This window comes from Agarivorans sp. D1326 (genome assembly GCF_056958115.1).
The window spans coordinates 32610-46637 of record NZ_JBTWEN010000011.1; the positions used below are offsets into that span (position 1 = coordinate 32610).

The following is a 14028-nucleotide window of genomic DNA, read 5'->3' on the forward strand; positions in this document are numbered from 1 at the left end:
TATTGCGCTGACGGATATAGGCAGTTGTTACTCTCATTGACAAGTAAAAAATCAACTAAGGCTTCTATTTTTATTTGTTAACTAAGTCTTGTCATCCACATAAATCTAATCTCCCGCGCCAACGCTGGGCTGCGCGTAAGATCTCAAGAGGATCGCAAAAAATTTTGATAGATCTTTTTGCTCATTATTTTTTATCACCAAATTTTCACAATTGAATGAAATAATAAGCAGTCGCCCAAGTTGTTGGCGCACAATCATTAAATTGCTTTGCCGCTGAATCAAGTCAACGTAAACTAATCACCACAGACTCATCACATTTGGTTGCCTGTTGTTTAAACCATCTCCGGTACAGTTGGTACATTTTCAGCGTAAGAAAATCTACGTAAAGCGAGATGATTTGCTGCACCCGCAGTTTTCTGGCAACAAAGCACGTAAGTTCTACCACTTCTTAAATCACCCGCAACCGGGCGTAAGCACACTAGTAGGAAGTGGATCAGCGCAAGCTAACTCGCTATATTCTTTAGCTGCGTTGGCGCAACTTAAGCAATGGAAATGCGAATTCTACGTTGATCATATCCCCAGCTGGCTAAAACAAAATCCTTGTGGCAACTATCAAGCAGCGCTAGAGCTAGGGGCACGGATCATTGAGGTAAGTAGTTTACATCGTCAGCAGCAAGCTAACTTAGACAGCTTTATGCAAACCATCGTTAAGCCAAGCTTATCGCCGCAACAATTATTTGTCCCTGAAGGTGGCCGCTGTGAATATGCACGCGAAGGGGTGGTCACACTAGCGGAAGAAATTGAACAATGGCAGCATCAAAACCAAATTGGCCGTTTAAACATAATGCTGCCAGCCGGCACCGGCACCACGGCATTATTTTTGAGTGAATACTTTAGCCAAATGAACCCCTGCATAAAAGTATATAGCTGCGCCTGTGTAGGAGATGAAGACTACTTAACCCTGCAATTTACCCAACTTAATAGTAATACCGCCACTCACCCAATTATTCTACCGCGTACCAAGAAGTATCACTTTGGTAAGTTATATCGCGAACACTACCAAACTTGGCTAGCGCTTAAGCAGCAAACTAAGCTTGAGTTTGAGCTTCTCTACGACCCTATTGGCTGGCAATGTTTAATGCGCTTTCTTGAAGAGCAAACGGATGAAACCCCGACCTTATATATTCACCAAGGTGGTTTATTGGGTAATCAAAGCATGCTGCCACGTTACAAACGTAAATACCCAGATTTAACTTAACGCCAATCTAGCCAATAACTATAAGGAAACTCTTCAGACAAACTCACTGTTTCTTGATAGTGAGGACTCGGGCTATTTAAGCATTCGGTGCCATGAAATTCGGGCTCAGCCCAACCGGTATTTTCATCCAAATATTCACGGCTATAACCCCAGCGGCCACAAGACAAAATGGTGTCGTAGCTTTGGTCTCGTTGGCACACCACGCAGGTTTCAAACTCCACCATTATATCTTGCCCCTCTTTACCCAAGGCATCAGAGACAAACGGAGTGTCGTAAATGGCTAAGGTAGACGCTCTTGTAGGAGGTTCATTCCATGGCTTATCGAGCGTATCGGCTGGGGTTTGATGTACGCCAGCGCCGTGCTCTAAGGGAAAAGCATCGTAAAAAGGCTCAACAAAGCTTGCTGGCGCATCAATTTGTGCCCTGCGTTCATCACCTAATAAACGCCGATTGGTGGTGCGAATTTGTAACATGCGATATTGGTTACACTGGGCTTGGTTGGCTAACTCTAACTCGCCTAAGCGATTAGCAAATAGGTGAATTTCTAGCCCCACCCCAGTGGCATTATCTCGCGGAATATAAGACGCTTGCTGACGACTGCTGTGATACCAAGCTTCAGAAAAGACCAATACGCCTAGTGTTTGCTGTTGATAGGTAACTGGACACACTTTACCCACCCATAACTCTTCAGCGACTAAAGCTGAACTTAAGCTGCAATAGCTTAATGTTATCCATAAGCAAGCTCGCGTCATAAGCCATCCCCGCTATCACTATCATGCAAATGTCATTTAAGTGTAGTCGCTATGCCACAAGCTAAAAGTAAGGGGCGGGTTTTAAATCGATGCAAGCACTAGAATATAAGGCTTAGTGCTAGCGTTCTTGAATCGCTTTAGGTAGGTAACTCTCTACAATATCTTGAATTTCACCACTCTCGAGAAGCTGTTGTACGCTCTGTTCAATGTCTTGCAAAATTTGCTCAGCATTGGCTGTATTCGGGGCGATAGAAATAGTGATGTATGATTTCGCAGACGTTAAATAAGCAGGCTGAGCAAGCTCTATTTCCATCTCTTGTGCTAGATTCGAAATAATCCCAAGATTACCCGCAAAGCCATCTATTCTCCCTGCTTCTAACAGCTTAAGCGCCTGTGAATATGTTTGCGCCGACAATATAGTCACTTGTCCCTGCTCTGCTGCATCATACAGCTTTAACCCATAAACCTTGCTAGCTCCCCTTAACGAGGCCACCCTTTTACCCTCAAAGTTATCCCAGGTAAATGGCTTATCCGCGAGGCTGACCACTGCTGTTTGAAAACTGGCTACAGCAATTGGCTGGTGAATCGATTGGTCAAACTTTTTGTTAGGAAACAAGCAAGAAATAACCACTCCTTGTTCGTTATGCAGCAGCTCATTAACAATTCGTGGATAAGGAACCACATTCACTTCAGCATCATTTAACTTTAAGCGCTGAGCAACAAGCTTAAGTATATCGACATAATAACCTTTCGGCTCACCGCCTTCTTTAAAGCCAGCAGGTTTAGAATTCAAGGCATAAAAACGATAGAACTCGCCTGAATGCTTTGCGCTCAAACAGCTGCTACAGCTAAAAATAATTATGGCTATCATAAACTTAAGTGCCATAGGCTAATTATGTCCGTCACATTTGGGATAAGTAAGTAAAGCGACAGCAAGGCTTATCTGTCAAGTTAGCCTAGGGTAGATATTTTTGACAAATGACTTAGTTTTCCTCAGAAAACAATGGCAAGCTGATGAAATCTCGTAATAGGACTCACTAATGACTCAAATTACCCCGCGTAAATTACAACAAGCCGTTGAAGCTAATATCATCAGTCAACAACAAGCAGAAAACTTGCTCAGCTTCTTAGAGTTGCCATCAAGCACTACGGCTCAATTCAACTTTAGTCATTTGCTTTATTACTTTGGTGGATTAATCGCCATTGGCGCTATGACCCTGTTTATGAACTTAGCGTGGGAAGGTTTTGGAGGCTGGGGCATCGTTAGCATTAGCCTAGTATATGCAGTATTGGCACTACTTCTTTGCCAACGTTTTAAACGCCAAGGCCATATTATTCCTGCCGGCTTATCTGCCACTTTTGTGATTTGCCTTACACCTTTGGCGGTATATGGCTTGCAACAAGCGATGGGTTGGTGGCCTAACTCTAGCCAATATCACGACTATCACCGCTATGTTCAATGGCATTGGCTATATATGGAAATCGCCACCCTAATCGTTGGTTTAATTCTATGCTGGCGCTACCGTTATCCCTTTATGTTGATGCCGTTGGCCGTTACCCTTTGGTATATGAGCATGGACATCGCCGCCATGTTAGCTGGTGAACGACCCGATTTTCAGTTACGAAGTTTAGTTTCACTATATTTTGGTTTAGCCATGATTTTGCTGGCCTTTTGGGTTGATCTACGCAGTCGTCACAGCGCCGATTTCGCATTTTGGTTATATATCTTTGGCGTACTCACATTTTGGTGTGGCTTAAGCTTCCAACAATCTAGTAGTGAGTGGGCAAAGTTTTTGTACTTTCTCACTAACCTAGCCATGATGCTGGCTGGGGTTATTCTGGCCCGCCGCGTATTTGTGGTTTTTTCTGCCATGGGCTGCTTTTACTATTTTTACCACCTTGCCGACCAAGTATTTAAAGACAGTTGGCTATTTCCAATTTCGCTAACGTTGATTGGATTAGCGATGGTCTACCTGGGTATTCTCTGGCAGAAACATCAAGACACAATTAGCCAGCGTTTACGCGGGTATTTACCCTTGGCCATGCAAGAACTGCTGGCCAATAAAATGCATTAAACGCTGTTAAGGTGGTGGTTTGGCTAAACGTCCTTCAAGCTCTCTAGGGTCTGTTGAACTTTGGTGTTGAAATTTTGTTCGAGATAAGCGGGCTTTAATCGCGGCGAGCACTTAGAAGCCTAGTGGGCTAAGCAAAAAGTGCTTAACAAAGAGTAAAGTCCGCTTATCCGAAACCTTCGGGCAGCATTTCTTAGCCATTTATTCAGCGTTAGCGAGTGATAATCAAGCCCACTTAACTGCACACTCACTGCCTTGCCTAAATGGCTAATAAATTGCTGCATAAACCATCAGCAAAGATCAACAGACCCTAGTCATTATGTATGATCAACTAAGCGGGAAAACATCAAGAAATCTAAAGCCACACTCAAAATTGTAAAAAAAATTAACATCCACACAAAATTCACTTTGTTTGCCTACACTTAGAACTTATAACTTAGCCTATATGGCTTTGTTTTATATAAGTTAATTATCAATAAGTTGTTTGATACGGACGGTAACGATGAATGTTAAGAGTATGAGATTTAAGTATTCGGTAATTTTTGCTGTGAATGCTTTGTTATTAATTTTGGTATCGCTGATTGGTTTCAATGTTGGTAAAAGTACCTATAGCAGTTTACTCACCGTAGAAGAAAACATCTTACCCGCCCTTGCGGCGGTACTAAATGCCGATCGAGACCTTTACCAAGCCAGAGTGGCCGAGCTAGAAGCGCTAGAAGCTCCAAGCTCAGCGCTAGCGGGCTTAATGGATGATTACCAGGAAAATGCTGAGCAAGCGCATCAGCGCATGCAAAAGTTTAAAGAGCTGTTAAGCGACTACCCTGGTGCGACTCAAGGCTTACAAAATTTCGAGCAAAAATTTAATCAATGGAAAAAACCGAGTACCGAAGTATTTTCCTTGGTTAAAAGTGGCAAAAGAAAACAAGCCATTGAGTTAAGTGCAAACCAAAGTGTGCAAAGCTTTCAAGCCTTGCGAGAGCTTTACGACATAGCCACCGGCGCAGCTGAGAAGCTGGCCGATGATATCGAGCAGCAATCCTCTGCCGATGTAACCAATCAACTCAGCATGTTAGGTGTTGTAGCAAGCATTGCCGTCGTGCTGTCTATTTTGTTGGCTTACTTTGGCCCTAAAATTCTAGTTGATTCAATTACTCGCATTACCGCCCGAATTAATGACATTTCTCAAGGCGATGGCGACTTAACTCAACGCCTAGAAGTGCAACGTAATGATGAAATAGGCGAGCTAGCCACCAGCTTTAACCAATTTGTAGATTTGCTAGAAGGCTTAATTGGCAATGTAAACAAATTCTCGGTAGAGCTTAACCAGTCTATCGCTGGCATTGCGCAAAAATCTGAGCAAACAACCGAAGTCAGTAAAGAGCAAAATCAGTCGGTAGAAATGATAGCCACAGCGGTAACACAAATGGCGGCAGCCATTAGAGAAGTGGCCAATAATGCCAACCACGCCGCCGAAGAAATCAATACAGTGAATAGCCAAACCGAGCAAGGGCAAAACGTTACTAAAGAGTCGGTAGAACACATTAGTTTACTCTCAAACACCGTTCAAGAAGCCGCCAATGTAGTTGAAAACCTATCGCAAGACTCCGACCGCATCGCCTCAGTATTAGATGTTATTCGCGGGATTGCCGAGCAAACCAACTTACTCGCTTTAAACGCCGCCATTGAAGCAGCGCGCGCTGGCGAGCAAGGCCGCGGATTTGCCGTGGTAGCCGACGAAGTAAGAAGCCTCGCCAGTAAAACTCAACAATCTACCGAAGACATTCAGAAAATGATTGAAGCGCTACAAAGCGGCGTAACCCAAGCAGTAGATGCTATTAATAAAGGCTCCACAGTTGCCGAAGGCACCGTTGATTTAGCAGGGCAAACCTTAGAAGCGCTTAATCAGATCTTAGAGTCTACTTCTAAAGTGAGCGAGGTTTCGGTCTCAACCGCCACCTCAACCGAAGAGCAAAGTCATGTAACCGAAGATATCGACCGCAACCTAACGGAGCTAGCCGATAAAACCCGCATTAACTTGGAAAACTCCAGCGACTCTTTAGCTGCAGCTCAATTAGCAATAGAGAAAGCGGAACAATTAAACCAACAACTTAGTCGCTTTAAAGTATCGGTTTAGTTAAATAAGTAACCGGCGTTATCTATCAAAGAGTAAGCAACAATGCTTGCTCTTTTTTATTGCTATCTAACCTAATCTTGGGATAAGCAAGTGACCATAACTCTGCAGGCCAGTACTTAATCTAGCTTCATGTTTCTGGTGAGATAGTTTGGCTTATTTATATAGCTGTTGGTAGTTGGGTAAGTGCTCAAGCCAAAATGGTGGAGTACCAATATATTGCTGCACAGCACCAATAAACTCTTTCACTAACACCGTTTGCTTGCGATGTGGATACACCGCATAGATGCCAGTATCCATGGTAGAAATTTGGTAGTTGGTAAGCAGCGGCACTAAGCCAAGCTGCTCTGCTGAACACTCAAGATTAAACAAGTCAATCATGCTATAGCCTAAACCGTCACACACAGCCCCCATTAAGGCTCTAACATCACTCACTTTATAATTGCCACGCATTCGGTAGCTTTGGTTGGGTTCACCATGCGGGGTTTCGCCCAGCTTGATATGATCGAGCACCCGCTCGCCATTGCTATACACAACTGCGGGTAACGCCAATAATTGCTCTGGTGTTTCGGGCATACCGTGCTGCTCAACAAAGCTTTTAGAAGCAACCAAAGCAAAGTGAGTATTCGCTAACTTTTTTGCAATCAAGTTAGACGCATTTAACTTACCAATGCGAAATGCTAAATCATAATGGTCGGCAATTATGTCTGAGCGACGATCTTCCAATACCATGCTAATTTTTACCTGTGGGTATTGCTTCATAAACTGCGAGACCACCGGTTGTAAGTATTGCTGGCCAAAAAATATTGGCGCGACAATTCTTAAGGTGCCCTTAGGCTCCAGTTGGTAAGAGTCAGCAATAATCTGAATGTCGCCCAAGGTATCTAACAACTGCAAGGCTTTATCGAAAATCTCTTCACCAGCTGGAGTTAAGGAAAAGGAACGGGTAGAACGATTAAGTAGCTGCACGCCAAGTTCAGTTTCTAGCTTTTTAATCTGCTTAGAGAGCAAAGAATTATCCATATTGTGCAAGGCAGCAGCTTTAACAAATGAGCCTTGTTGCACAACATCAACAAACAAAGACAATTGCTTGGTATTCGACATTCCCTCTCCTTAACACAAAGTTTTGACTAGACCGCTTATCCACTTACAAGCACTCACTTACAAGCACTTACTTAAACAAACAGGCGCTTGCCAACATACCCTATCTGGCCTATTTACCCTAGAGCAACAACCCGGCCAGGCCGCACAATGGTACAAACACACACCGCAGCACTTGCGCAAAAATAACCTTTGAACAATTCCATCCAGATGCCTTTGTCAGTGTATGTCATTTCCAAAAATACAAAATCGCCAGCAAGTCGCGACAGTACTTACCGCGAGCAATTTTATACTTTGTTCATTGTAAATTATTAAGCGATTAAGCCCCGTTTCAACAATAGATGCCAAGGAGCTTTTGTGAAAAAACTGGCGATTAAACCCATCTTAATGGCGATAGGCTTATTAGTACTCTCGTTAGCCACCATTGTAATTTTAGAGCCGCAAGCAATAGAAGATGCTCCCGCGAAGGTTGATTATCTACCACTTAGCGCGTTAGTGGTAAGCCCCACTATTTATCAACCCAAACTGTTATTAAGCGGCATTACCAAGGCCCGTTGGTTTAACCAACTTAAAGCCCAAAGCAGTGGCCAAATTATTAACTTTGATGAGCAGTTAACTCCCGGCAGTTTAGTCTCAAAACAACAACTGTTGCTTAAAGTCGACCCCATTCATTTGCAAGCCGAGCTTAGCGCAGCCTTAAGCCAAATAAAGCTAGCCGAACTTAACTACCAGCGAGAAAAGCACGAACAAACCGTTGCGCTTAGTATGTTGTCTAATACCGCCAGTTCGGCCTTTGCTCGACGCGAACCTCAATTGGCGGCAGCCAAAGCAGAGCTGGCCCAAGCCAAAGGCAGCTACCAAAGTATTCAGCAACGCCTGCACGATAGCCAAGTAGACGCGCCGTTTAACGCCATCATCATTAATAGCTACGTTAGCCCTAAGCAGCAATTAGATGTGGGCGATCCGCTGTTTGATATAGCCTCAAGCGAAAGCATCGACATTACCTTGCCAGTGTCAGAGCTGCACTGGTCACGGATTCAAGCCAGTTTAGCCGAGCCACAAATTACCGTTATCGACCGCCAAAATAAAACTTGGCCCGCCAGCGTGCGTTATATTGCGCCACAAGTAGACACCACCACTCGCCAACGGCAAGTGGTGTTAAGTGTGGCTAAGCCCTATCAAAGCAAACCTCGGCTATTGCCCGAGCAGCAAGTAAACATTCAAGTCAGTTTAAGTGTGCAATCTGCGGTGGCCAAACTACCAATGAGCGCATTAACCAAAGATGGCGAAGTATGGACCATCGACAGCAAACAACAATTACAGCTTGAGCAAGTAACTATTTTGGATGAGAACGAAAGCACAGTATGGCTAAAGTTTGTCAATCAGCCGGAGCAAACTCGCAGCGTAGTCGTTTATCCCCTGCCCTCATTACTACCGGGGTTACGCGTTAAGCCAAACCTTGTGCAGGAGAGCCGATTATGAGACAGCTAAGCCATTGGTTTTTGCATAATAGCGTCGCGGCAAACCTCCTTATGCTGGCAATTATTGTGGCGGGTATGCTCTCGCTAAACCATTTAAGGGTTGAGTCCTTTCCGCAAATTGCGCCGTCGAGTTTGGTTATTAGCGTTGCCTATCCCGGTGGAACCGCCGAACAAATTGACCAAAGCGTTACCCAGCGTATCGAGCAAGCCATTGGCGATTTAACTGGCATTAAACAAATAGTGAGCGAATCTTCAGCCGGTTTTTCTCAAGTAAGAGTGCGTAAAACCTCTGGTACCGATTTAAACCGTTTAATAGAAGATGTTCGCAATCGGGTAAATGCCATTGCTAACTTTCCAGTACAGGCAGAAAGCCCGCAAATAAGCCGTGATGAATACACCAACCTTGCGGCATTTGTGATTATCTCCGCCCCTCGGCCCGACCAACAATTGCAGCCGATTGCTCGCCAAGTAGAGCTAGCCCTGAAGAAGCACCCCAAAATAGCCAAAGTTAGCAATTGGGGGGCGCGTATGCCCCTAATTGTTATTGAGCCAAAATTAGAGCAGCTTAAAAACTACCGGCTGAGCTTAGAAGAACTGTCGACACGCATTGAACAAATGTCGATAGAAACCCGCAGCGGTGAACTAAAAAGCGCCCGCGGCCGCATGGTTTTGCGCGGCGATGGCTACGCCGACAACCTACAAGAACTCAAGCAACTAGGCATTTTATCTAGCCCAACCGGCAGCGTAACCCTGGGTGATTTAGCCCATGTTTATCGCGATTACGAAGCCAGTGGTTCAATTGTGCGTAATAACGGCGAGTCTGCCATTGCCCTACTCATTAGCACCAGCCAACAAGACAACTTACTCGAAGTAAGCCAAGCGGTTAAACAAGTACTTGGCCAACAAGCAGAGCGTTTACCTAATGATGTAAGCCTATCCACCATGGCCGACATGGCGCCCTATATTGAGGACCAACTCAGCCGATTAGCCGACAACGCCTGGCAAGGTTTGCTGATTGTGTTAATTCTGCTGGGCATATTCTTAGAGCTAAAAGTGGCAGTTTGGGTAGCCATGGGCATTCCAGTTGCTATCGCAGGTACCTTTGCCGCCATGGGTTTTATGAATTACAGCATTAACGACATCACCCTATTCGGCATTATTTTGGTATTAGGAATTTTAGTCGACGACGCCGTAGTGGTGGGCGAAAGCATTCACGAACAACGCAGTAAAAGTAAGCAAGCACTAAAGGCTACCTGGCGCGGCTTAGAGTCGGTCTCTGTTGCTACGGTATTTGGCGCACTTACCACCATTGCTGCATTTTCGCCGATGTTATGGATAGATAACGAGCTAGCCAAATTACTCGCTAGTTTTTCAGCGGTAGTTATTTTTGCGCTGATCTTTTCCCTAATCGAAAGTAAATTGATTTTGCCGGCCCATTTAGCGGCAATTCGCTACCCTTCAACAACCGATAAGCCATCAGTATCGTGGTTTCGCCGAATACAACAGCTGGCTCAAGCTGGGCTCAATCGCTTTAGCCAAAAAATCTATAGCCCAATATTGAGCAAAGCCATCGATAACAAAACCGCTACCCTTATTGGCTTTTTTGCCTTAGTGCTTTTAGCTTATGGCTTTTGGTCTACTGGGCTTATTCGTAGTGCTATTTTCCCAGAAATTCCTGGCCGATATATAAGTGCCAACGTAAGTTTGGAAGACGGCGCTCCACTGCCTCTTCAACAAAAAACCTTGTTTAAGTTAGAACAAAGCGCGCTGCAACTAAACCAGCAAGTTCAAGAGCAATATCAGTTACAGCAACAGCCCATTAGCAACCTACTCATTTGGTCAGACGGTTACGGCTCGATAGAAGCCACCTTAGAAATTAGTAATGAAGCGCTTAGCAACTTGCCAAACAACTTATTACTTAATCAGTGGCGCGAACTTAACGGCAGCATAGAAGGGGCTTACTCCAGTGAGTTTACCGCCGACGATGAACCAGCGGGCGGCACCAGCCTTGCCATTAGCGCAGAAGATCGCCAACTTGCAGTATTAGCCGCTACCGCACTAAGCGAACAAGTTAGTCGCCTAGCTGGCGCGCAAGATGTGCGCCACGATGCACGTGGCGGTAGCCAGCAATTGCGCATAGAGCTAAACGACTTTGGCCGCCAGCTAGGCTTAACTCAACGACAACTAGCACTATTTGCCGGCGGCGCCTTTGGCGAGCGCGAAATCCACCGTTTATTGCAACAAGGCCAAGAAACCAAAGTTATCGTGCGTTATAACCACAGCCAAAAAACCACTACCCAACAACTTCTCGCCACGCCGATATTTTTAGAAAACGGCGAATCATTAATGCTGGGCGACGTCGCTAAGCTGCGTTTTGAGCAACACGCAGAAGTGCTCTATCGCCGCAATCAAGAGCAAGTAGTTAATTTGTACTGGCGCCAAGACCGCGGCGTTCAATCACCCGAAGAGGTGCTAGCCAAGCTACAACCTATTATCAAAGACATTGAACAACGCTACCCAGGGGTAAGCATAAATCCCGATGGCGAGTTTGAAGAGCTAGGCGAGGTACAAGCAGGTTTTAAATCGGCCATGATCATGACCCTGCTGTTAATCTACATTTTGTTGGCGGTGCCTTTAAAGTCTTATTGGCAGCCGCTCATCATTATGGCGGTTATCCCTTTTGGTTTTGCTGGCGCTATATTTGGCCACGGCATCATGGATTTACCCTTAAGCATTTTGTCAATGTTTGGCATGATGGCCATGACCGGAATCGTGATTAACGATTCACTGGTGCTAATTACCCGCTTCAATCAATATTACCGCGCTGGCATGCCCTTAAAACAAGCTTTAATTAAAGCCGGCACTAGCCGCTTACGGGCAATATTTTTAACCACCATTACCACCGTGTGTGGCCTGCTCCCCTTATTGTTAGAAAGCGCCGAACAAGCGCAATACCTAAAACCAGCCGCCGTATCTTTGGTGTTTGGCGAGCTGTTTGCCACAGGCGTAACCTTGGTGATTATTCCCACTTTACTGGGGGTATTTACTCGCCGTGATGTAGTAAAACTCCCGGCAAAAGTGGCCGTGTTTAACTCGTAAATAAAAAACCAGTAAAGGCCGAGCCCTAGGCCTTTATTGGTTTAATTTAACCGCCGCAGCCATTGTACACAAAACCAACAAACAATAGTTCAACTATTAACCACAGGTGACTGATTTATTTACACTTTTTAATTACCAATAAAACCAAATATAGTAAGTAACTGAAATAAAATAGCTTTTTATTTAGGCTCGATTCATGCATAAACAGGCCGTGAAAGAATGAGTCTTTCAAGAATTAAATTACAAAGGAAGTAATATGAAGACCTTAAAGGCTGTTATAGCTGTATTAGCTATCTCATTTAGCGGTTTTGCAAGTGCTGGGGTGATTGAATTTGAGTACACAGGCACAGGCTCAGGCAGTATTGGTGGTCAAGCATTCACCGATAGCTTTTTTACCATAACAGAGTATTCCAATACAGATGATCTTCAATCTTGTAGCGCTACTTGTCGATACATTGATGCCATTAGCACCACGATTACTATTGATAACATTGGCGTGTTCGATTTTGTAAGTGGCACTCGAACTTTTGTTAATAACGGATTATTAGGCCTTTCTAGAGCAGGGCAATTCGGTTCGGACCTCTATTACGTTTTTGACATTGGCAGCTATGATCTATTATCGGCCCTCGATACTGTTGTGAATAACGTATCATTTCTGCAATGGGACAAAACCCCTAGTGTGATCACAAGCGGGGGCACACTAATATTTAATGATGCTGACGCAACCGGAACGTTCCAAGCTAGATTAAACAGTCCAGCGACGGTTACCGAGCCTGGTACCCTAGCCATCTTCGCCTTTGGTTTAATGGGCTTAGCTGCACGTCGATTCAAAAAAGCTTAATAGAAAAACACCTCTAATAGGCCGAGCCCTCGGCCTTTATTGGCTTAACTTAACGGCAGTGCCAAACACCATAATTTCTGAAGAACCGTCCATAATTGCACTGGTAGTAAAACGAATCCCCACCACCGCGTCAGCACCTTTGTTTTTGGCACTCTCCACCATGCGTTGAATCGCCACGTCACGTGCTTCGCTTAGCATCTCGGTGTAACCTCGAATCTCGCCGCCAACAATGCTTTTAAACCCCGCCATAATGTCGCGCCCAATATGTTTAGACTGCACCACGCTGCCAGTCACCACGCCTAATACTTCACTAGTGGGTTTTCCGGCTATTGATTCTGTAGTAGTAAAGATCATCTTGATTCCTTAGGTCGAGTGACTTGGTTTGTACTTTGGCATGATAGCTTAAAAGCAAAGCTTCCAGTACTTTCAGCCAGTGTTCTACAGACACAATCACTATTGACTACTTTGTTATCTTTAGCGCTAGGCAACTGATGTACATAAGGAAAAATGGTAAGTTATTTTTTGTAAAGGCGTTAACTAAAGAGGGAGTTATGTACAAGGAAGCTGATTTTAAACTGAGCCAAGAAGCGTTTAGCTTTAAAAAAGACTCATACCCTTTATCAAAAATAAATAATGTGAGAGTTAAAAAACTGAGTTTGCTCGATAATTTGGGGCAAATCATCTTTTGGCTATTTATCTTCTCTGGCGCAGTTTGGCTTGCAATTCCAAGCCTAGACAGTTCACCAATTTGGTTAAAGGTTTTAGTCATATCCTTAACGATCATAGGTTTGGTTTTTGGTCTGTATCGTTGTTCAAAATACGCATTACAAATTGAGTTTCGTCATATAGATGAAACGGGGATTCAGTGGATAAATGTTGCCGGATCTTACTCTAAATCTGACCATGTTTTATTTGAGCAACAAGCGGCAATACTGAAGGCCGCTTTCATATAACATACAATTATCAAAGGCAAGGAAGCTCGATAAATCGACGCTGCTCAGTGGTTAGCCTATACCAGTAGTGAGCTTGATCTAGCTCTGATTTATTTTGAGTCTGCTTACTGTATGATTGTTAAACACTTATTTGATACTTGCTAGTGTGCCGATACATGGCCACCTCCGAATTTGGCAGGTAGGCTAACTTGCAAGGTCGCAAAATATAATTGTTATTACTGATATGAGATACGTTAGTGATCAGAGTAAAAAATCAAAACTATAAGTGCTACTTAATAGACTCCAATTTTATTATCCAGATGTTTAAAGAAAGAGAGTCATTTGGATCTAATCTAATTAA

At 44.2% G+C, this 14028-nt stretch carries 11 protein-coding genes; 7 read left to right on the top strand and 4 right to left on the bottom strand.

The window, feature by feature from the left end; all coding sequences use genetic code 11:
* The first annotated feature begins 328 nt into the window (after positions 1–328).
* The gene (locus tag ACYFDN_RS18240) at positions 329–1258 is read left to right on the top strand and encodes a pyridoxal-phosphate dependent enzyme (RefSeq protein WP_483512246.1); all 930 of its coding nucleotides are present in this window, start codon (positions 329–331) and stop codon (positions 1256–1258) included.
* On the opposite strand, the gene ACYFDN_RS18245 is transcribed toward ACYFDN_RS18240, so the two are convergent.
* Together ACYFDN_RS18245 and ACYFDN_RS18250 are read right to left on the bottom strand one after the other, a co-directional pair.
* Complete coding sequence (locus ACYFDN_RS18245) at positions 1255–2010, bottom strand: hypothetical protein (RefSeq protein WP_483512247.1); 756 nt, start codon at positions 2008–2010, stop codon at positions 1255–1257. The two genes, ACYFDN_RS18240 and ACYFDN_RS18245, sit on opposite strands and share 4 nt — an antisense overlap.
* A 118-nt stretch (positions 2011–2128) precedes the next feature.
* A complete protein-coding gene (locus tag ACYFDN_RS18250) occupies positions 2129–2845 on the bottom strand; it encodes a substrate-binding periplasmic protein (RefSeq protein WP_472588994.1) in 717 nt (238 codons plus the stop codon).
* Between the two features lie 205 nt (positions 2846–3050).
* Between ACYFDN_RS18250 and ACYFDN_RS18255 the strand changes: the two genes are divergently transcribed.
* Both ACYFDN_RS18255 and ACYFDN_RS18260 read left to right on the top strand, forming a co-directional pair.
* Positions 3051–4085 (top strand): DUF2157 domain-containing protein, encoded by a 1035-nt coding sequence (locus ACYFDN_RS18255; RefSeq protein ID WP_483512248.1) that lies wholly within the window; start codon positions 3051–3053, stop codon positions 4083–4085.
* 514 nt (positions 4086–4599) lie between these two features.
* Positions 4600–6216 carry a methyl-accepting chemotaxis protein gene (locus ACYFDN_RS18260; RefSeq protein WP_483512249.1) on the top strand — a complete coding sequence of 539 codons (1617 nt, stop codon included), beginning with the start codon at positions 4600–4602 and terminating at the stop codon, positions 6214–6216.
* Positions 6217–6369: 153 nt separating this feature from the next.
* Here the strand turns inward: ACYFDN_RS18260 and ACYFDN_RS18265 are convergent, their stop codons facing one another.
* Positions 6370–7317 carry a LysR family transcriptional regulator gene (locus ACYFDN_RS18265; protein ID WP_483512250.1) on the bottom strand — a complete coding sequence of 316 codons (948 nt, stop codon included), beginning with the start codon at positions 7315–7317 and terminating at the stop codon, positions 6370–6372.
* Between the two features lie 354 nt (positions 7318–7671).
* Here ACYFDN_RS18265 and ACYFDN_RS18270 point away from each other — a divergent pair, with 354 nt between their 5' ends.
* The 3 genes from ACYFDN_RS18270 to ACYFDN_RS18280 all read left to right on the top strand — a co-directional run bounded on the left by ACYFDN_RS18270 (position 7672) and on the right by ACYFDN_RS18280 (position 12735).
* A complete protein-coding gene (locus tag ACYFDN_RS18270) occupies positions 7672–8796 on the top strand; it encodes an efflux RND transporter periplasmic adaptor subunit (protein ID WP_483512251.1) in 1125 nt (374 codons plus the stop codon).
* Positions 8793–11894 carry an efflux RND transporter permease subunit gene (locus ACYFDN_RS18275; protein WP_483512252.1) on the top strand — a complete coding sequence of 1034 codons (3102 nt, stop codon included), beginning with the start codon at positions 8793–8795 and terminating at the stop codon, positions 11892–11894. The genes ACYFDN_RS18270 and ACYFDN_RS18275 overlap by 4 nt, the downstream gene beginning before the upstream one ends.
* Positions 11895–12150: 256 nt before the next feature.
* Positions 12151–12735 carry a PEP-CTERM sorting domain-containing protein gene (locus ACYFDN_RS18280; RefSeq protein WP_483512253.1) on the top strand — a complete coding sequence of 195 codons (585 nt, stop codon included), beginning with the start codon at positions 12151–12153 and terminating at the stop codon, positions 12733–12735.
* Positions 12736–12771: 36 nt separating this feature from the next.
* Here the strand turns inward: ACYFDN_RS18280 and ACYFDN_RS18285 are convergent, their stop codons facing one another.
* Positions 12772–13089, bottom strand: a complete 318-nt coding sequence (locus ACYFDN_RS18285; RefSeq protein WP_221074530.1) for a heavy metal-binding domain-containing protein — start codon at positions 13087–13089, stop codon at positions 12772–12774.
* A 197-nt stretch (positions 13090–13286) separates the two neighbouring features.
* On the opposite strand from ACYFDN_RS18285, the gene ACYFDN_RS18290 reads away from it, so the two are divergent.
* Positions 13287–13688 carry a hypothetical protein gene (locus tag ACYFDN_RS18290; protein WP_483512254.1) on the top strand — a complete coding sequence of 134 codons (402 nt, stop codon included), beginning with the start codon at positions 13287–13289 and terminating at the stop codon, positions 13686–13688.
* Positions 13689–14028 lie beyond the last annotated feature (340 nt).